Source organism: Rhodococcus sp. Eu-32 (genome assembly GCF_003336925.1).
GTDB classification, from domain to species: Bacteria; Actinomycetota; Actinomycetes; order Mycobacteriales; family Mycobacteriaceae; genus Rhodococcoides; species Rhodococcoides kyotonensis_B.
The window spans coordinates 80850-100309 of record NZ_QGNK01000002.1 but is presented as its reverse complement, the minus strand read 5'-3'; the positions used below and the strand labels follow the sequence as shown (position 1 = coordinate 100309).

The 19460-nt window shown below is 65.5% G+C and carries 19 protein-coding genes; 12 read left to right on the top strand and 7 right to left on the bottom strand.

What is annotated here, in order from left to right; genetic code table 11:
* The first annotated feature begins 5 nt into the window (after positions 1 to 5).
* Genes DK926_RS03955 through DK926_RS03935 form a run of 5 tightly spaced genes read left to right on the top strand, consistent with a single transcriptional unit; the run spans position 6 to position 5930 of the window.
* Entirely contained in the window at positions 6 to 1034 is a 1029-nt protein-coding gene (locus tag DK926_RS03955) for an MCE family protein (protein WP_114329346.1), read from the top strand.
* Positions 1021 to 2085, top strand: coding sequence for an MCE family protein (locus tag DK926_RS03950; RefSeq protein ID WP_114328868.1), 1065 nt, complete (start codon positions 1021 to 1023; stop codon positions 2083 to 2085). The genes DK926_RS03955 and DK926_RS03950 overlap by 14 nt, the downstream gene beginning before the upstream one ends.
* A 1-nt stretch (position 2086) precedes the next feature.
* On the top strand, positions 2087 to 3337 hold the full coding sequence (locus DK926_RS03945; RefSeq protein WP_114328867.1) for an MCE family protein: 1251 nt from the start codon (positions 2087 to 2089) through the stop codon (positions 3335 to 3337).
* Complete coding sequence (locus DK926_RS03940; protein ID WP_114328866.1) at positions 3334 to 4494, top strand: MCE family protein; 1161 nt, start codon at positions 3334 to 3336, stop codon at positions 4492 to 4494. The genes DK926_RS03945 and DK926_RS03940 overlap by 4 nt, the downstream gene beginning before the upstream one ends.
* The gene (locus tag DK926_RS03935; protein ID WP_114328865.1) at positions 4491 to 5930 is read left to right on the top strand and encodes an MlaD family protein; all 1440 of its coding nucleotides are present in this window, start codon (positions 4491 to 4493) and stop codon (positions 5928 to 5930) included. Before DK926_RS03940 ends, DK926_RS03935 begins: the two co-directional genes overlap by 4 nt.
* 3 nt (positions 5931 to 5933) lie before the next feature.
* Here the strand turns inward: DK926_RS03935 and DK926_RS03930 are convergent, their stop codons facing one another.
* The gene (locus DK926_RS03930) at positions 5934 to 6875 is read right to left on the bottom strand and encodes an alpha/beta hydrolase (RefSeq protein WP_114328864.1); all 942 of its coding nucleotides are present in this window, start codon (positions 6873 to 6875) and stop codon (positions 5934 to 5936) included.
* A 172-nt stretch (positions 6876 to 7047) separates the two neighbouring features.
* Between DK926_RS03930 and DK926_RS03925 the strand changes: the two genes are divergently transcribed.
* Together DK926_RS03925 and DK926_RS03920 are read left to right on the top strand one after the other, a co-directional pair.
* On the top strand, positions 7048 to 7686 hold the full coding sequence (locus DK926_RS03925; protein ID WP_243636629.1) for a hypothetical protein: 639 nt from the start codon (positions 7048 to 7050) through the stop codon (positions 7684 to 7686).
* A complete protein-coding gene (locus tag DK926_RS03920; RefSeq protein ID WP_114328863.1) occupies positions 7683 to 8162 on the top strand; it encodes a h domain protein in 480 nt (159 codons plus the stop codon). Before DK926_RS03925 ends, DK926_RS03920 begins: the two co-directional genes overlap by 4 nt.
* Here the strand turns inward: DK926_RS03920 and DK926_RS03915 are convergent.
* Both DK926_RS03915 and DK926_RS26555 read right to left on the bottom strand, forming a co-directional pair.
* On the bottom strand, positions 8159 to 9643 hold the full coding sequence (locus DK926_RS03915) for a trehalose-6-phosphate synthase (protein ID WP_114328862.1): 1485 nt from the start codon (positions 9641 to 9643) through the stop codon (positions 8159 to 8161). The genes DK926_RS03920 and DK926_RS03915 overlap by 4 nt on opposite strands.
* A gap of 48 nt (positions 9644 to 9691) precedes the next feature.
* A complete protein-coding gene (locus DK926_RS26555; RefSeq protein ID WP_165839498.1) occupies positions 9692 to 9865 on the bottom strand; it encodes a hypothetical protein in 174 nt (57 codons plus the stop codon).
* 170 nt (positions 9866 to 10035) lie between these two features.
* On the opposite strand from DK926_RS26555, the gene DK926_RS03910 reads away from it, so the two are divergent.
* Both DK926_RS03910 and DK926_RS03905 read left to right on the top strand, forming a co-directional pair.
* Positions 10036 to 11745 carry an ABC transporter ATP-binding protein gene (locus tag DK926_RS03910; protein WP_347812633.1) on the top strand — a complete coding sequence of 570 codons (1710 nt, stop codon included), beginning with the start codon at positions 10036 to 10038 and terminating at the stop codon, positions 11743 to 11745.
* Positions 11742 to 13511, top strand: coding sequence for an ABC transporter ATP-binding protein (locus DK926_RS03905; protein WP_114328861.1), 1770 nt, complete (start codon positions 11742 to 11744; stop codon positions 13509 to 13511). Before DK926_RS03910 ends, DK926_RS03905 begins: the two co-directional genes overlap by 4 nt.
* Positions 13512 to 13521: 10 nt before the next feature.
* On the opposite strand, the gene DK926_RS03900 is transcribed toward DK926_RS03905, so the two are convergent.
* Positions 13522 to 14310, bottom strand: a complete 789-nt coding sequence (locus DK926_RS03900; RefSeq protein ID WP_114328860.1) for an NAD(P)H-dependent oxidoreductase — start codon at positions 14308 to 14310, stop codon at positions 13522 to 13524.
* A gap of 71 nt (positions 14311 to 14381) precedes the next feature.
* Between DK926_RS03900 and DK926_RS03895 the strand changes: the two genes are divergently transcribed.
* On the top strand, positions 14382 to 15323 hold the full coding sequence (locus DK926_RS03895; protein WP_114328859.1) for a helix-turn-helix domain-containing protein: 942 nt from the start codon (positions 14382 to 14384) through the stop codon (positions 15321 to 15323).
* A gap of 78 nt (positions 15324 to 15401) precedes the next feature.
* Here DK926_RS03895 and DK926_RS03890 read toward each other — a convergent pair whose 3' ends face one another.
* A complete protein-coding gene (locus DK926_RS03890) occupies positions 15402 to 16052 on the bottom strand; it encodes a hypothetical protein (RefSeq protein WP_114328858.1) in 651 nt (216 codons plus the stop codon).
* Between the two features lie 29 nt (positions 16053 to 16081).
* Complete coding sequence (locus DK926_RS03885) at positions 16082 to 16609, bottom strand: general stress protein CsbD (protein WP_068425320.1); 528 nt, start codon at positions 16607 to 16609, stop codon at positions 16082 to 16084.
* Between the two features lie 115 nt (positions 16610 to 16724).
* Between DK926_RS03885 and DK926_RS03880 the strand changes: the two genes are divergently transcribed.
* Together DK926_RS03880 and DK926_RS03875 are read left to right on the top strand one after the other, a co-directional pair.
* Positions 16725 to 17534 carry an alpha/beta hydrolase gene (locus DK926_RS03880; protein WP_114328857.1) on the top strand — a complete coding sequence of 270 codons (810 nt, stop codon included), beginning with the start codon at positions 16725 to 16727 and terminating at the stop codon, positions 17532 to 17534.
* 107 nt (positions 17535 to 17641) lie between these two features.
* Positions 17642 to 17896 (top strand): MbtH family protein, encoded by a 255-nt coding sequence (locus DK926_RS03875; RefSeq protein WP_068425313.1) that lies wholly within the window; start codon positions 17642 to 17644, stop codon positions 17894 to 17896.
* On the opposite strand, the gene DK926_RS03870 is transcribed toward DK926_RS03875, so the two are convergent.
* Positions 17893 to 19380, bottom strand: coding sequence for a threonine/serine exporter family protein (locus DK926_RS03870; RefSeq protein ID WP_114328856.1), 1488 nt, complete (start codon positions 19378 to 19380; stop codon positions 17893 to 17895). The genes DK926_RS03875 and DK926_RS03870 overlap by 4 nt on opposite strands.
* Between the last annotated feature and the right edge of the window lie 80 nt (positions 19381 to 19460).

Sequence of the window (19460 nt, the reverse complement as noted above, 5' to 3'; positions counted from 1 at the left end):
CTGCCATCAGAGGGAACACGGTCAAGCTGTCGATCTTCGCGCTCGTGATGGCGGTGATCTTCGCGGCGCTGGCACTCGTGTTCAGCCAGTATCGATTCGGCAGTACCGACGCGTACTCCGCGGTCTTCACCGATGCGTCCGGGCTGAAGACCGGCGACAAGGTCCGTATCGCGGGCGTGCCGGTCGGCTCGGTGACGAGCGTCGGCGTCGGCGAACACAACCGAGCCGAGATCGACTTCGACGTCGACTCGACGTACCCACTGCTCACCAGCACCGCCGCGACCGTGCGGTACGAGAACCTCGTCGGTGACCGGTATCTCGAACTGCTCGAAGGTCCCGGCGCAGCGACCGAACTGCCCGACGGCGGAACCATTCCCGTCGAACAGACGTCGCCCGCACTCGACCTCGATCTGTTGCTCGGTGGATTCAAACCCCTTCTGCGCGGACTCGATCCGCAGCAGATCAACGACCTGTCCGCGGCGCTGCTGCACGTGTTGCAAGGTCAGGGTGGCACGTTGGTATCCCTGTTGGGTAGCACCAGTTCGTTCACGAACACTCTGGCCGACCGCGACGAACTGATCGGTGACGTCGTCACGAACCTGAACACCACGCTCGGCACCATCGACAGTCAAGGCGAGCAGTTCGAGACGACCATCGACTCGCTGCACCAGCTGATCAGCGGGCTTGCGCAGGACAAGGACCCGATCGGCGACGCCATTCCGCGCATCGACGGTGCCGCAGGCGACCTCGCGGGCCTGCTGCAGGCGACGCGTCCGGACATACAGTCGATGATCGCGCAGGCCAATCGCACTGCGACACAACTCGATCTGGGCAGCGGCGACATCGATGCCGTGCTGACACGGCTACCGAGCGACTACAAGAAACTCATTCGCGTCGGGTCCTACGGCAGCTTCTTCCAATTCTACCTGTGCTCCAACACCTTCAAACTGTCCGGACCGGACGGGCAGACGCTTCTCGTCCCGACCGCCAAACAGGACACGGGGAGGTGCGCGAACATCAATGGAGCGAACTAGGAATCCCGTCCAGATCGGCATCATCGGCATCATCGGCATCATCCTCGCCGTCTGCGTCGTCGTGGCGACGCTGCAGTACGACCGACTTCCGTTCCTGTCCGGTGGTACCCGATTCTCGGCGCTCTTCACCGACGCAGGCGGACTGATGGTGGGCGACGACGTGACCGTGTCGGGGGTCACCGTCGGCAAAGTCGACGACATCGCCCTGGCCGGCCAGGAGGTACGCGTCGGATTCACGGTGGCGGAGAACATCGAACTCGGCGACGCCACCCGGGTCGACATCAAGACCAACACCATTCTCGGCCGAAAGTCGTTGAGGGTCATGCCCGACGGCTCCGGAACGATCGACGTCCACGACACCATCCCCTCGAGCCGCACCACGTCGCCGTACTCGCTCACCGACGCGCTCGGCGATCTGAGCACCACCGTGTCGGACCTGAACACGACCCAACTCGCGGATGCTATGAATACGGCCTCCGACACGTTCGCGGACACGCCGCCCGAACTACGCGCCGCGCTCGACGGCATCACCCGGTTGTCGGACAGCATCGACTCGCGCGACGAGACGTTGCAGCAACTGCTGGATCGAGCGGAGAGCGTCACCGGCATCCTCGCCGACCGGAGTGGTCAGATCAACCAATTGGTGCTCGACGGCAACGAGCTGTTCGGCGAACTGGATCGACGACGCACCGCGATCAGTCAACTGATCACCAACATCTCGGCGGTGTCGCGTCAGCTCACCGCCTTCGTGCAGGAGAACGAGGGGCAGATCGGTCCGACGCTCGCGAAGCTCAATTCCGTTGTCGCCGTGCTGCAGAAGAACAACGACAACATCGCCGGCGCCTTGGACGGCCTCGGACCCTACATCAGCGCACTCGGCGAATCCGTGGCGAGCGGGCCGTTCTTCAACGCGTACATCCAGAACATTCTGCCGAGCTCGTGGTGGAAAGCGGTGGTGGACAGCGTCGTCGCACCGGAGCAGTTGCCGCAGACGCTGCAGGACCTGCTGCCCAAGAATGCACCTCCGATCCTGAAACCGCCGGGGCAGTGATATGAGAAAGCTACTGACGCTCGCAGGTGCCGTCGTACTCGTCGTTGCTCTTGTCGCGGTCGGGTTCGTCGTCTACCGGAACGTGACCACGTCGACCGTCGTCGCACGTTTCTCGTCGACGACGGGACTCTACGCGGGCGACGACGTGCGGGTCCTCGGTGTGACCGTCGGAAGGATCGAGTCGATCGATCCGCAGGAGGAGGACGCCGTCGTGACGATGCGCGTCGACTCCGACGTCGACATCCCCGCGGACGCGGCCGCGGTCATCGTCGCGCAGAGTCTGGTGTCCGCTCGGTTCGTGCAGTTGACCCCGGTCTACTCGGGTGGTCCCACGCTGTCGGACGGCGAGACCATCCCGATGGAACGCACTGCGGTGCCGGTGGAATGGGACCAAATCAAGACCGAGCTGACCAAGTTGTCGACGGCGTTGGGACCCGATGGGGTCGGTCAGGAAGGCCCGGCAGGCCGGTTCATCGACACCGCCGCGGACAATCTCGAGGGCAACGGAGAGGCGCTGAAGGCGACGCTCACGGAATTGTCCGACACGATGCGAGTGCTGTCGGACGGACGAACCGATCTGTTCGCGACCATTCGCAATCTGCAGGCGTTCGTCTCGGCATTGTCGAACAGCAACGAACAGATCGTCCAGTTCGGTGGACGCCTCGCGTCGGTGTCGGAGATGCTGGCGCAGAGTTCCGACGACTTCGGCACGGCGATGGCCGATCTCGACGTCGCAATCGGCGAGGTGCAACGGTTCGTCACCGACAACCGGTCGGCGTTGGTGGAGAGCGTGGGCCGGCTCGCCGACGCGACGCAGGTGCTGACCACGAAGAGGCCGGAGATCGAGCGCATCCTGCATTCCGGACCCAACGCGCTCGCGAACTTCAACAACATCTACCAGCCTGCGCAGGGAACGCTGACGGGAGCGATCGCCGCCAACAACTTCGGCAACCCGATCAATTTCATCTGCGGTGCCGTCGCGGGTGTCGAGAACGCGACGAGCGAGCGCAGTGCCGATCTGTGCAAGCAGTACCTCGGACCGGTTCTGAGCACACTGGTGTTCAATTACGCTGCGTTGCTGACCAATCCGGCTCGCGGCGTCGACGCATACCCCGATCAGATCGTCTACACCGAGCCCGGTCTCGAGCAGGCGGCCCCTGCCCCGGCCCCGGCCCCTGCGCCGTCGCCGCTGCCCGAGATGCCGACGGTTCGGGTTCCGAGTCTGGGTGACCTGTTGGGAGGTGGGCGATGAACGTGCTGTCGAAGGGGCTCACCGCCGCCGCGTTGGTTGTCAGTCTGTCCGCGTGCCAGTGGGACGGGCTGAATTCGCTTCCGCTTCCAGGAACCGAAGGGCGAGGCGAACATTCGTACCAGGTACGGATCGAGATGCCGAACGTGACGACGCTGTCCCAGAACTCGCCGGTCATGGTCGACGACGTCACCGTCGGAAGCGTCGACGCCATCGTCGTGCAGGACTGGCACGCGCTCGTGACGGTCTCGCTGAACGACGACGTCGCACTGCCCGAGAACGTGACTGCGAAAATCGGCCAGACGTCGTTGCTGGGTTCGCAGCATCTCGCACTCGTCGCGCCGGACGATCCGCAGGGACGTCTGGAGAACGGTGACGTGATTCCACTCGATCGGGCGGGGGCGTATCCGACGACGGAACAGACCTTGTCGTCGCTGTCCGTCGTACTGAACGGCGGTGGGCTCGCTCAGATCCAGGACATCACCACCGAACTGAATCACGCGATCGGAGGTCGCGAGGACACGGTGCGCGATCTCCTGCCGCGTCTCGACGACCTCGTGACGAGCCTCGACACCCAGCGCGGTGACATCATCGCGGCGATGGAGGGCATCGACCGGCTCTCGGTGAACGTCGAGAACCAACGTGCCACGCTGACGAAGGCTTTGAACGAGGTACCGCCTGCGCTCGACGTCCTGACGGCCGAACGGCCGAACATCACGTCGGCTTTCACGTCGCTCGGGCGGCTGAGCGACGTCGTGTCCCGGGTCATCGACACGTCGGGCGCAGACCTGCAGACCAACGTCGCGAGCCTCACCCCGGTGCTGCAGGCACTCGCCGATTCGGGTAACGCGCTCACCGAGGTGCTGTCGGTGCTGCTGACCTACCCGTTCCCACAGGAAGGCATCGACAACGTCATCCGCGGCGATTACGCCAACCTCGCGATGACGATCGACCTGTCCCTGCCACGCCTGGATTCGAACTTCCTGACGGGAACACCGTTGGCAGGCAGGATCGCCGGCCTCGAAGGAGCACTGGGAACGCAGGCCGCGCCGACCGCCGCGTCCGCAGGTGATCCGCTGCGTGGACCCCTGGAGCCTCCGACGATTCGAATCCCGGGCCTTCCACCGGTGGAACTGCCGGGGCAGGGGTTCCCGCCATGATGCTCACGCGTTTCGTACGCATTCAGTTGATCATCTTCTCGGTCCTCACGGTCATCGGACTCGTCGTGATGTCGACCAGGTATGTCGGGTTGCCGGCGATGGCGGGCATCGGAAGATACAGCGTCACAGTGCAATTGCCGACGACCGGAGGCCTGTACCCGCACGCGAACGTCACCTACCGCGGCACGACGGTCGGCGAGGTGACGACCGTCGCGCTGACTCCCGACGGCGTCGACGCCGATCTGTCCATCGACAGTGGCGTAGACATTCCTGCCGACGTCGACGCCCAGGTCAAGAGTGTTTCTGCCGTCGGGGAGCAGTATGTGGATCTGGTGCCGACTCGTGGAGGCGGTGTATCCCTGCAGAACGGCGACGTCATTCCCACCTCGCGCACGTCCGTGCCACAGGACGTCGGACCGATGCTCGATCAAGCAGATGCGTTGCTGCGCAGCATCTCCGACACACGCCTGCGTACCGTCGTCGACGAGTCTTTTCAGGCCTTCAACGGAACAGGCCCGGATCTGCAGAGCTTCATCGATTCGACGCGTCTGTTCGTGCAGGAGGCCAATGCGAATTCCGAACAGACGAAAATTCTGTTGGACCAAGCCGGACCGTTGCTGGACGGCCAGGTCGTCAGCAGTGATGCGATTCGGTCGTGGACGAATGCTCTCGCGACGTTCACCGACCAACTGCGTGCCAGCGATCCCACACTTCGGGCGGTGATCCAGAAGGGGCCTACTGCGGCGGCGACCGCGAACGAGCTGTTCCAACAACTCCAGCCGACGCTGCCGCTTCTGCTGGCCAACCTCGTCAGCGTCGGGCAGGTCGGGGTCATCTACAACGCGGGGATCGAGCAGATTCTCGTGCTGTACCCACCGATCACGGCGGCGCTGGTGACGGCGGCGGGCAGCGGTCCGCCGGACGAGGGAGCCATCGTCGACTTTCAGCTCGAAGTGAACGATCCGCCCGCCTGCACGACGGGCTTTCTGCCTGCCGACCAGCGGCGTGACCCGAACGACGTCTCCGTCCCCGACTCGCCACCCGACCTGTTCTGCAAGGTCGACCAGAACGACAGCACCGCCGTCCGCGGAGCCCGCAACCTGCCGTGCATGGAAGTGCCAGGCCGACGCGCCCCGACGCCCGAAATATGCCGCAGCGACACCGGTTACGTGCCGCTCGGCAACAACCCTCCGTACGGACCCATCGAGCAGGACGAACCGTCGTACACCGAATTCCCCAGCGGTCAGAGCAGTGTCGCACCCGCTTCTTCACTGGGTCATTCCGCCGGCTCCACTCCCGCTTCTTCGTCAGCGAGGCCGTACGACCCGCGAACCGGGACCTACATCGCGCCCGACGGCACCACCTACAGCCAGCCGGGGCTCGCCGGTGCCGACGGTCTACAGGCACTCATGACGGGGCAGCAGGAGGTCGGGTAGGTGTCAGAGGTGACGGGCGGCGAAGGCGACGGCCAGGTCGAGCACGGTCCGGCCTTCAGGCAGTGCACCGGCCAACACAGGGAAGGCGTGGACCTGTCCCTTCCAGACATGCGTCTCGACGGTCTTGCCTGCCGACGCGAGCGTCCGCGTCATCGCCTCCACGTCGGGACGCATGAGCTCGTACTGCGCTGTCGACAGGAAGACCGGCGGGAACACCGACGGGTCCGCTTCGATCGGCGACGCGGCCCCCGGGATGGCGTCGGGACCGTTCAGCCAGCGGCCCTCGAGAGCGAGGACCTGCTTCATCGGCAGGTACGCGTCCTTCTTCATGAACGCGCGCGGGTGACTCTTCAGGTCGAGGTTCAGCAGCGGCGAGAACCCGAGTACCGCGGCAGGCGGTGTCAGGCCTTCCAGGACGGCGATCTCGGCGACCTTCATCGCGAGATACCCGCCCGCGGAGTCGCCGGCGACGATGACCTTGGACGGGTCGGCGGCGACGTCGAGCACAGCGCGGTACGCGTGCATGGCGTCGGCGATCGAGGTGCCGATGCCGCCCTTGGGGATCTGGCGGTACTCGACGGAGTAGACGGGGAGTCCTGCGCGTGCGGCTATCGTCGCGCACGCGCTACGGTGAGTTGCCAAGCCGCAGAACACGAATCCGCCGCCGTGGAAGTACAGAACCGTCGCACCGGCGAGCGAACCGGTGGCAACGCGGGGATGCGTCGTCTTCTCGCACGGCACGCCGCCGAGAGCAACTTGCTCGATCGTCACGCGTCGCGGCTTCGGGAGTCTGTCGACGGCGCGATCCAGCTGGCCGATGGCCCGGATCCCGCGGTCGGTGAGCGGCCACATCGTGAACGCGGGCTTGAGTGCCAGCCGGAACGTGCAGGACAGAAGCCTGGCCTGACGACTCACGTCGTCGTGCCAGGTCAGCGTGTGTGCCATCTCGAAAGATCCTCTCGCGTAACAGCCGGATGGTCGAGGCTATCAGCCTGGAGAACGAGTTCCAGATTCGACTGCGATGATGACGGTTCGGCGTGCAAAACGACGATCCGCGCCCACTGAAAACATGTTCTAGTTAGCATGCCAACAGACAGCACCGACGAGGAAGGTCGTTATGGAACAGGACGAAGGCCTCGCGCCGAAGCGTCCGCGTCGTCGCGCGGTTCGTCCTGCGGGCCCATCGGGGGCGACGGCGTCGCCGGTCCTCGAGCGAGTGCCGGTCGCCGAGAAGGTGCCCGTCGTGGAACCCGTCGCGGAGGCTCGCGAGACACCGCGTCGCCGACGTCTCCTTCCGGCCCTGTTCGTCGTCGTGGTTCTCGCGTTGCTGGCTGCCGGGATCTCGTTGTCCTACGCCGTGCGGTCGGCGGCTGCGCAGGACGAACGCAACCAGCGCTTCGTGCAGACCGCGCGCCAAACGGTGCTGAATCTGACGACGATTCATCCCGACTCTGCGCAGCAGGACGTCGATCGGCTTCTGGCCGGCGCGAGCGGGGACTTCAAGGCCGAATTCGAGGGTAGGGAAGGGCCTTTCGTGCAGGTCGTGCAACAGGCGCGGGTCGACTCGAACGGCGAGATCATCGAAGCCGGAATGGAGAGCAACACTGCGGATTCCGCGGACGTTCTCGTCGCGGCGCGGGCGATGGTGCAGAACTCCGACGCGGCGGAACCCGAGCCGCGGGACTTTCGGCTGCGTGTCACCGTCGTCGACGACGACGGAGTCATGACGGCGTCGAGGGTGGAGTTCGTGCCGTGAACCGAAATGTGTTGCGTGCCTTGGCTGTCGTCGTGATTCTCGGATTGGCCGCCGGGGTCGGTGTTCTGTTTCATCAGTATCGTCAGAACGAACGGACCGAGCAGGCGCGCACGGATGCCGTGACGGCTGCGAGCGCGCAGGCCGTTGCGATGCTGGCGTATGATTTCGGCGGCGTCGACCAGCAATTGACTTCTGCCGCAAACGGTTTGACGGGTGATTTCAAGGACGAGTACAGCGCGCTCGTCACGAGCGTCATCGCGCCCGGCGCGAAGGAGAAGTCATTGACGGTGCAGGTGACGGTGCAGGGCGCGGCCGTCGTCGATGCGGCGCCGGACACCGCGACGGTGCTGCTGTTCCTGAACCAGATCACCACCAGCTCCGATGCGCCCGACGCCGCCAGCAGCGGCAGTCGGGTGCGGATGAGCATGGAGAACGTCGATGGTCGCTGGCTGGTGAGCGGCCTGGAACCCATCTAGGTCCGTGAGTGCGAATGTATAGCCCGCTCTACATTCGCGCTCACATGCGGCGAAGCCGCCTCATCGGACAAAGCATTCAGGAACGAACGGGCCCAGCGGTCGACGTCGTGCGCCAGCACCTGACGACGCATCGCCCGCATGTGCCGACGCCCGTCCTCGGGGGCCTGTTCCAGCGCAGCCGCAATGGCGTCCTTCACGCTGTCGAGGTCATGCGGATTGCACAGGTACGCTTGACGCAATTCGGCTGCGGCACCCGTGAATTCGCTGAGCACCAACGCACCGCCGAGGTCGCTGCGTGATGCGATGTACTCCTTGGCGACGAGGTTCATGCCGTCGCGCAGCGGGGTGACGAGCATGACGTCGGCGGCCACGAAGTAGGCGATGAGGTCGTCGCGGGGGATCGGGCGGTGCAGGTAGTGCACGACGGGATGCCCGACCTGTCCGTACTCACCGTTGATCCGGCCGACCTGCTGCTCGATCTCGCCGCGCATCGCCTTGTAGCTCTCGACACGTTCGCGGCTCGGTGTGGCGAGCTGGACGATGATGTTGTCGACGGGATCGACGCGCTCCTCCTCGAGGAGTTCACGGAACGCGTTGAGCCGAACATCGATGCCCTTGGTGTAGTCGAGCCGGTCGACGCCGAGCATGATGCGTTTCGGGTTGCCGAGTTCCTTTCGGATCTGCTTTGCCCGATCGCGGACGGCCTTGGAGCGCGACTTCTCGTCGAGGTCGCCGGAGTCGATGGAGATCGGGAACGCGCCGACGCGCACCGTGCGGAATCCGACCTGCACGGACCCGAGCTTCGACCGCACGCCGACGTTTCCGCGGGACGTGACCTGGCCTGCCAGCCGGCGGGCGAGATACAGGAAGTTCTGTGCGCCACCGGGAAGGTGGAAGCCGATGAGGTCGGCACCGAGCAGTCCTTCGACGATCTCGGTGCGCCACGGCATCTGCATGAACAGCTCGACGGGTGGGAACGGGATGTGCAGGAAGAACCCGATGGTCAGGTCCGGGCGCAGCATGCGCAGCATCTTGGGGACGAGCTGCAGCTGATAGTCCTGAATCCACACCGTCGCACCCTGCGCGGCGGCCTTCGACGTGATCTCGGCGAAACGGCGGTTGACCTCGACGTAGGCGTTCCACCACGACCGGTCGTACACGGGCTTGACGATGACGTCGTGGTACAGCGGCCACAGCGTCGCGTTGGAGAAGCCTTCGTAGTAGTCGGCGACTTCCTGCTCGCTCAGACCGACGGGGCACAGTTCGAGCCCGTCCTCGAAGAACGGTTCGACGTCGACGTCCGGAACGCCGGGCCACCCCACCCAGGCGCCGTTGTTCGCCCGCAGAATGGGTTCCAGCGCGGTGACGAGCCCGCCGGGGCTGCGCTTCCACCGCGTGCTGCCGTCGGGCAGTTTCTCCAGGTCGACGGGCAACCTGTTGGCCACGACGACGAAATCCGAGCCCTGCGAGGCGTCAGCCACTACTGTCCTTATCGGTATGGAAGGCCGCGGGATGTCCCCCGCGGCGAATTAGTCGACCTTTGCAGTGGGTTCGATACCCAACATCGACAGAAGCATGCGGCACTCGTCGGCATCGTTCGCGTATGCCGCGACGACGCGCTGTGCCTGCACTGCCGTCTCGTCGGCCAAGGGCTCGATGTCTTCGTCGGCGATGTCGTTGTCGGTGGTCGTCTTGGCGGCCATGGTGATCTCCGTCTTCGTTGAACCTTGCAATTCGAGAGCTGATTGTGCTCGTCGCGCCACGACTCTATGTAAATCCGACGCACTCTCGCCACTTTCGGGCATGAACAGGTTGACACCCCTATGGATTAGGGTCGGCTAATGCACTTTTCCCACCCGGCGGCGTGATGGCCGTGTCTTCCGTCAGTGACTCGCCGACCACCGGCAGCGCGATCCTGCGTCGCAGTGTTCGACGCCAGCGTGCGCGGCTGATCATCTCGTCGATCTTCTTCTGTGTACACCAGTTCTGCGAGACGATGGTGCCGGTCGCGATCGGTCTGATCGTCGGGCGTGCCATCGACACCGGCGACGGCAGAGCGATGATCTTCTCGCTGGTCGGACTGGCTGCGCTGTTCGTCGTGCTGTCGTACGCCTATCGATTCGGCGCGCGCATCATCGTCGTCGGCATCGAACGTGAGGCTCATCTCATGCGTGTCGAGGTGGCCGGCAAAGTGCTGCACCCGCGCGGGGTGCGTACCGATCTCGTGTCGGGAGAGCTGCTGTCGGTGTCGACGTCCGACGCCGAGAAGACGTCGTGGATTCTCGACGTCATCGCCCGTACCGTCGCGGCATCGACGGCGGCGACAGTGTGTGCCGTCGCACTCCTGGTCATCGACATCCCACTGGGTCTCGCGGTGCTCATCGGCACTCCGGTCATCATGTTCCTGCTGCAACGCGCAGCTCCGCTGCTGACGAAGGCCGCGACGCAGCAGCAGGCCACCGTCGCGCGCGTGTCCGGCATGGCCACCGATCTCGTCAGCGGCGTGCGTCCGCTGCGCGGTATCGGAGCCGAGAACGCCGCGGCGACGCGCTTCCACGCGTCGAGCAGGACCGCGTTGACGGCGACGATGAAGATGGCCAAGGCCAACAGCGCCTACCTGGGATTCTCGACGACGGTCAGCGCGCTTCTGTCGGTCGGTGTCGCCGGCATGGCCGGATTCTTCGCGCTGCAGGGGCGCATTTCGGTCGGTGAGCTCATCACCGTCGTCGGCCTGTCGCAGTTCGTCATGGAGCCGCTGACCACGATGTCCCGGCTGCCGGGCGTCGCTGCCGTCGTGCGCGGTTCCGCGGACCGACTCGCGCTCGTGCTCGGCGCCGATCATGTTCTCGCCGAGGGCGGTTCCGAGAAGCCGTCCGCGACCGACCTCGCGGTGAAAGGCGTCACGTATCGGTCGCTCGACGGGGTCGATCTCTCGGCGGCGCCCGGGGAGTTGCTGGGCGTCGTCGCGCTGCGTGCGCAGGACGGCGAGGCGTTGGCCGCCGTGCTGTCCGGCCAGATCGGGGCCGGCGACTACCTCGGGTCCATCACGATCGGTGGCCTCGACATCCACGGTCTCGGACTGCCCGAGGTCCGCAAGACCGTCCTCGTGGAACCGCACAACACCGACCTGTTCGCCGGCACTCTGCGCACCAACATCGCAGCCGGGAGCGACGCGCAGGATCTCGGCAGCGTTCTCGCCGCGTCGGCCGCCACCGACGTCGTCGACATGCACGCGAAGGGTCTCGATCATTCCGTCACGGACCGCGGCGCCAGCCTGTCCGGCGGGCAACGCCAACGCGTCGCACTCGCGCGGGCACTGGCGATGTCGGCGCCCGTCCTCGTGCTGCACGACCCGACGACGGCGGTCGACGCCGTCACCGAACATGCCATCGCAGCCGGCATCCGGGAACTGCGTCACGGCGACACCCGCGATCGGACGACCATTCTGATCACGACGAGCCCCGCGCTGTTGGCGGTGACGCACCGAGTTCTCGTGATCGACGAGGGCCGCGTCGTCGCGGAAGGTACCCATCACGACCTCGCCGTCGGCGACGCACGTTACAAGGAGACGGTCCTCCGATGACCACGCAGGAACTGCTTCCGATCGCCACGGGCACACGGTCCTGGGCCTATCTGTCGAACGAGTTGAAGTCTCGACGCGGCCTCGCTGCACTGACGCTTCTGGTCAGCGCCGTCGCCGCCGCGATGTCGCTGATTCCGGTGTACGTGTTCGGCATCCTGGTCGACCGCGTCACCGAGGGTGCTCCGACGTCGACGATCGTCACCGTCGTCGTGATCATCACCGTCGCTGCGATCGTCGGTGGCGTGTTCACCGCGCTGGGCTCGTACCTGATCAGCAAGCTGGGCGAAGGCATGCTCGCGACGCTGCGTGAACGCGTGCTCTCGCGCGCACTGCACCTGCCGGTCAGCACGCTCGAACGCGTCGGGAAGGGTGATCTGCTCTCGCGTGTCGGCGACGACGTCGCAGTGATGGCCAAGTCGATCGGCGAGGTCATCCCCAACATCGTGTCGGCGCTGCTGTTGGTGTCGCTCAGCGTGGTCGCGATGCTGAGCCTCGACTGGCGGCTCGGCCTTGCAGGCATGGTCGCGATCCCGATGTACGTCATGGCGCTCCGGTGGTATCTGCCGAGGTCGGCGCCTCTGTACGCCGCGGAGCGCGTCGCGATGGGCGAGCGCTCACAGGCGTTGATCAGCAGCATGCAGGGAGCGCGAACCGTCCGTGCCTACGGACTGGAGGACACCCACCTCGCTGAGATCGACAACGCGTCGGGCAAGGCGCGTGACATCGGCATCACCGTGTTTCGACTTTTCACGCGCTTCGGATCTCGCAGCAACCGCGCCGAATGCGTCGGCCTGTCGGTCATTCTCGCCGCCGGGTTCCTGTTCGTACAGGACGGCTACGTCACCGTCGGCCAGGTCACCGCAGCGGCGCTGCTGTTCCACCGCTTGTTCAACCCCATCGGCATGCTGATGTTCTCGTTCGACGACGTCCAATCGGCAGGCGCGAGCCTCGCGCGTCTTGTTGGCGTCATCGACATTCCCGACGACCGTTCGCCCGGAACCGGCGCGACGCCCTCCGACGGGACACTCGAGGTCTCGGATCTGCGGCACTCGTACGACACCGGTCACGAGGTTCTGCACGGTATCGACCTGAAAGTGGCTGCGGAAGAGACGGTTGCGCTCGTCGGTTCGACGGGAGCGGGCAAGTCGACGATCGCGGCGATCGCAGCCGGGTCGATCGCGTCGACGTCGGGAACCGTCAGGATTGGCGGCGAGACACTCGCCGATCTCGGTGCCGACGGTCTCAGGCGCCACATCGCGATCGTCAGCCAGGAAGTGCATGTGTTCGCGGGCAGCCTGATCGACGACCTGCTGCTCGCGGCGCCCGACGCGTCACGCGACGACGTTCGTGCGGCGCTCGAGACCGTCGGGGCGGACAGGTGGGTCGACGCGCTCGACGACGGCCTCGACACCGTCGTCGGCGAGGGTGGTCACGCGCTGACGTCGGCTCAGTCGCAGCAACTTGCGCTCGCTCGGCTCGTCCTCGCCGATCCCGCGGTCGCGGTGCTCGACGAAGCGACCGCCGAGGCGGGAAGTTCGGGTGCACGCGATCTCGAAGCCGCAGCCGACGCCGCTACCCGTGGCCGCAGCACACTCGTCGTCGCGCACCGACTGACACAGGCGGCGGCAGCGGACCGGATCGTCGTGCTCGAGCACGGCACGATCATCGAGCAGGGCCCGCACGACGAATTGGTCGCTGCCGGTGGACGTTACGCCGAACTGTGGTCGGCGTGGGAGAGTGCCGCTGCGCGGCCCGTGCGTGGATAGTCGGTCCCCGCTACAACTTTCCGCGCACGGGTGCGACGCGCCTGTGCACCCGCACTCCCGAATCTCCGGCACCATACTCGGGGCGCAGTACGAACTCCTCGTCGTACTCGCCGCCGTGTTGGTGCCGGAATGGGATCGGGTCGTCGGTGAACAGCGAGTCCAGTCGATCGTGCAGCGCCTTCTCAGCTTGCTCGTACTCATCGGGGCCGATCCTGTCAGCGCTCGGCACCAACACCGGCGGCAGCACGGACATGCCTGTGTACCAAAGAAATCCGTGCTGAATCGGGAACAGCAGCTCATCGAGTGACCCGTTGATTCCGCGCGGCGACACGGTGTGTTCGCTTCCGCCCATGCTGGTGACGATCATCGCGCGGGTTCCCGCCATCAGGCCGTCGCCGTAGCGTCGGGTACCTCCGGAAACGCGCCGGATGCCGTATCCGAACCCTTCGACGAACACCCGGTCGACCCAGCCCTTCATGATCGCCGGCATAGAGAACCACCACAGCGGAAACTGCAGTACGACGGCGTCTGCCCGGCGAAGTTTCTCCTGCTCGGCCACGATCTCCGTCGCCAGCGTGCCGTTCCGCAGTGCCGTCGACGACGCGGTCGCCACCTGCATGCGTTCAGCAGGATCGTGAGCGTAATCCTGGCCTGTGACAACGGGATTCCACTCCATGCGATAGAGATCGGACTGTTCGACGGTATGGCCGGCGTCGGCGAGTGCTTTCATGGCCGCGTCGCGGAGCGAGCCGTTCAGCGACCGGTCGTCGGGATGCGCGAAGACCCAGAGAACGTTCATGTTCCCGAGCCTGTCACCGTCGCGTGCGGGACGACAGTGGCCGATCGGACAACATGTGAAAGAATTCGGCCATGCATCGAGTTGTGGTGTTCGTGCGCGACGGCCTTCTCGGCATGGAGTTCGGATCCGTGCACCGGCTGTTCGGTCAGGCCGTGTCCGAGAGCGGTGAGAAGCTGTACGACGTCGTCACCTGCACAACGACACCTGGGCCCGTGCGCACCGATACAGATGTCCGGATCCACGTCTCACAGGGTCTCGACGCGCTGGTCGACGCGGACACCGTCATCGTGCCGGCGTCGGATCTGGACTACGGACCAAAGTCGTCGTCGGGCACCGAAATTTTCGATCACATACCGCCGGAGGCGCGCATCGCGTCGATCTGTACCGGGGCGTTCGTCCTGGCCGCGGCCGGGCTGCTCGACGGGCGACGGGCGACGACTCACTGGGCTTCGGCGGATCAGTTTCGCGCACTGTATCCGCAGGTGCACCTCGAACCGAACGTGCTCTACACACACGACGGGAACATCCTGACGGCCGCAGGGGAGGCGTCGGGAATCGATCTGTGCCTGTACATGATTCGCCAGGACTTCGGTGCGTCGGTCGCCAACCGTGTCGCGCGGGGAACCGTCGTGCCGCCACATCGCAGCGGTGGACAAGCGCAGTACATCGGGACGCCTGTGCCGCGGACCACGACGACCTCGACGGCGTCGGCGCAGGAGTGGGCCCTCGCCAATCTGCGGCACGATCTGACGATAGAGGTTCTGGCGCAACGACAGTCGATGAGCGTCCGCACGTTCGCACGGCGATTCACTGCGGAAGTCGGTGTGTCCCCGGCGAAGTGGATCACCCAGCAGCGGTTGCATCGCGCCCGAGAGTTGTTGGAGAACACCGACCACACGGTCGACCGGATCGCGGAAGAAGCGGGTTTCGGTACCGCCACGTCGATGCGTCAGCAGTTGATGGCCGAGATCGGGGTAACGCCGAGCGCGTACCGGGCCACGTTCAGAGGCTGACGGGCACAGCCCCGCGCACGTTTCAGCCCACGCGCGGGTTCCAACGTGCGCGTGGGCTGAAAGGTGCGCGTACGGCGTCTAGTCGTTCTTCTCTGCCAGGAACAGCCGCTCGATCCGCTCGGCCTCTTCCTTCTTCGCCTCGGCTTCTTCTTGGTGCTCGGCTGCGTCGGCGAGTTCGGCCTCCGCGGGCGCGGAGACGATCTCCTCGACCTTGGCGATCTGCTCGCGCTGCTTCTCCTCGGCCTTGCGGGCTTCCTCGACGCGCGATGCGGCGAGTTCGTCGGCACGCTGCTTCTCGGCGGCCGCACGCTCTTCCGCGTCCTGGGCTGCCTGCTGCTTGCGCTCCTCGGCCTCGCGGCGAGCCTCACGTGCAGCGTCGTCGGCAGCCTCGGCCGCTGCCGCCCGCTCCTTGTGCGCGGCCTCGCGGGCGGACTCCAGCTTCTGATCCGCCTGGGCCTCGGTTTCGTCGGCGAGCTCGTCGAGTCGGCTCGCGCGGGCGAGATCGTCCGTTCGCTCGACGAGCTTCGATCCTCGCCGCTCGATGTCGCTGGCGCCGAGCGCGCCGCCGATCACCTTGTCCAGCGTTCCGACCGTGCGCTCGTACGCGAGCCGCGCCGGATCCTCGGTGTCACGTCGCTGAACGACGTTGGTCTCGAACAGCTGGAGTGGGATCCGAACGATCTTGTACTGCAGTCTCAGAATGGACATCGGAATGCTGAGCGCGTTCATGGCAAATCTCCTTGTCGACTTCAGGGGTGTCATGCGTTCCGACGCGCCCGATCGGCCTCGGCCCGCAGAGCGTCGGCGTCGGCGATGTCTTCGCTGTGCTCACGCACGGCGTCGCTTTCTTCCTTGGTGGCCTCGGTCGCGTCGGACCGTCGTTCCGCAGCGGCCTCGATCTGCTCGGCCTGCGCGTCGATCTCGGCTTGCGTCGACGCGTCGGCGATGGCCTGGCTCTTGGCCTGTTCGGCGGCGAGGTGTTGCTCCTGTCGGACACGTCGAGCGTTCGCCTCGACCTCGTCCGCGCTCTCGCTGGCGGCCTCCCGCTGTTCTTCCGCGATGTTCTTCGCCGACGCCAGTTCCTCGGCCGCGTCCTGTGCCTGCGCCTCGGCAGCGAGTTCGGCGGCCTTGGCTTCCTTGCGCTCGCGCGCCTGGGCGCTCTGCAGTTGGCCTTCGGTGGTCAGTTCGTCGTTACCGGTGACGGCACCCACGACCTCTTTGGCTTTCCCCTTGGCCGCGTCGAACAGGCTCTTTCGTGCCTGGTCGGATGCTCTGTCATCGCTCATCTGGGCTACTCCTCGCATGGTCGCGATCGGGTCGTGGCAGGACTACCCCGTGGTCGACGACAGAAACCAGCACTAAGCTCTTCGCGAGCACCGGGGACTTATTCGAAGGAGTTACATGCCGATTGCGACCGTGAACGGGATATCGCTGAACTACCAGGTCAAGGGAACAGGCGACCTGGTCGTGCTCATCATGGGCACCGGCAGCCCCGGCCGCGTATGGGAGCTTCACCAGGTTCCCGCACTCACGGCGGCCGGCTACCGCGTCTGCTATTTCGACAACCGGGGCATCGCGCCGTCGTACGAGAGCGCCCAGGGCATGACCATCGACGATCTCGTCGCCGATACCGCGGCGCTGATCGAGCTGGTCCGCGACGGTGACGAGAAGGCCTTCGTCGTCGGAACCTCGATGGGTGCGCGTGTCGCCCAGGAGCTGGCGCTGACGCGTCCGGATCTGCTGCGCAAGGCGGTGTTCCTGGCCGGTCATGCCCGTCTCGACGAGTTCCAGAAGACGCTGGGCGACGGTGAGCGCGCGCTCGCGGACTTGAAGACGGAACTGCCGCCCACGTATGCGGCCGCGGTCACCGCGGTGATGAACCTGTCGCCGACGACGCTCGCCGATTCGCGGGGCGCACGCGACTGGCTCGATCTGTTCGAGTTCTCTACTGCGCCGACGTCGCCGGGCGTGCGGGCCCAGCTCGGCATGGACGACCGGTTCGATCGCAGCGCCGTCTACAGCCGGATCTCGGTGCCGTGCCTGTCGGTCGGGTTCGAACACGACCGCATGATTCCGGCGTACCTCAGCGCCGAGCTCGCGAAGTCGATTCCCGGCGCACAGTACGTCGAGATTCCCGACGTCGGCCATTACGGCTATCTCGAGCGGCCCGACGCGATCAACGACGCGATCCTGGACTTTCTGCGCAGCTGAGCTGAAGAAGCTGGCACCCCGGTGCGATACTGTGCGTTGCTAGGGTCGGGGGGCACTTCACAGTGAAGACTGCCGATAAACAACACGTTTGTGACGAGTGAGGCGAGATGAGCACCAATCCATTCGATGACGAAGACGGACGCTTCTTCGTACTGGTCAACGACGAAGATCAGCATTCGCTGTGGCCGACGTTCTCCGACGTCCCTCAGGGATGGCGAGTCGTCTTCGGTGAGGACAGCCGCGCGGCATGCCTGGAGTACGTCGAGAAGAACTGGACCGACATGCGTCCGCGTAGCCTCCGCGAAGCCATGGAGGCCGACGCAGCTGCACGTCAGTCTGCTGAAGGCAAGCCCGAGGCCTAGACCCGGCGCTCCTTCTGAGTGGTCTTTTCCGGAGAACCGCGTCGCCGACGAGTCGTCGGGCGGCGCGGTTCTTCTGTGCGCCGAAGAGTAGGACGCAGTAGCTCTTCCGTGCGCGCGAGAATGCGCGGACGCCGCAGCGTACGGGCTCCCCACTCACCGAGGGTCACCCCTGCGGCGAGTCCGCAGCCGATGCCGAAGGCGGCGAACAACGAGCTGATGCCGATGAGCAACTGCTCGTTCAGCATCGCGTACAGGCCGCGGTAGAGCGACAGACCGGGCAGCAACGGCGTGATGCCTGCGACCGCCACGATCAACGGTGGAATCAATGCTCGACGAGCCATCAGACCACCGGCGAAACCGACGACCGTGGCGGCGAATGCCGATGCGATGATCGGGCCCGTGTCGAGCTGCTGCACGATCAGGTAGCCGAGCGCGCCCGCGAAACCGCCGAAGAACGCAGCCGTCAGTGCACGCCTCTCGGCGTAGCAGGCCAGTGCGTAGAACAGCGACGCCGCTGCACCGGCAAGCACTTTCGTCGGCACCTGCGTGATGTCCGGTGGTGGTGTGTTGCTGATCAGCGGCAGGTCCATACCGATGATGGCCGCCAATTTGAGCGACGTCGCCACGCCGGCGATGATGCCGCCTGTCATCATCAGAACTTCGAAGAATCTGGCCGACGCCGTGATCGGTGCCCCGGTGATCGCGTCCTGTACCGAGCCGACCAGCGACAATCCCGACAGCAGTACCGTCACACCGGCGGCGATGACCTGGGACGGGGAAATGGAAATCCCCAGCTGGTCCTGAAAGTTGTAGAGCGTGATGGCAGGCGTCGCCGCGACGAAGCCGCCGACGACCTGTTGGAAGAAGAACGGAAGGCCTGCCCGATTCAGGACGCGGCCGATACGGTCGATCACCATCGTCGTCAGGAAGCTCACGACCGCGACGAGGACGCCACCACCGAGCAGGACGCCGATCGACGCAGCCATTCCAGCCCACGCGAACGTCGCGATCCAGCGGTTGTACGGATGGGGAGCGGTCGTGATCCGGTCCAACGTCTCGCGCGCGATCGGCGGCGGAATCATCTTCATGCGGACGCCGCGGATCAACCGGTCGACGGCAGCCAGACGCGTGAAGTCCATCGAGCGGTAGTGGACGATGCGCATCGTCGTCGACGGCGGACGCGTCGGGCCGCGGTGGGCGCTGAGAGTGATCGAGTTGTACGTGACATCCACATCGGTGCGAGCGAGACCGTACGTCGCGGCGATGAACTGCACCTGCGTTGCAGTATCCGTCGCAGAGGTGCCCGAGGCGAGAAGAACCTCGCCGACGCGCACCGCCAGGTCGAGCACCTCGGCGACGACCGCGTCGTCGGTGAGGTCGATCGGTCGCAGCGGCGACGGTGCTGCAGTGGGCGTATCGATGGTGGCGCGACGCTCACCCGTCAGACGGCTGAGCGTGGCCGTCAAGTCGTGCAGGAAGGTCATGTCCGTTTTCTGTCGCTGGGTTGATCCTCCGACAAGGTACCTGCTGGGACTGATAGTCACGTGAACGGCTATAGTGGCTG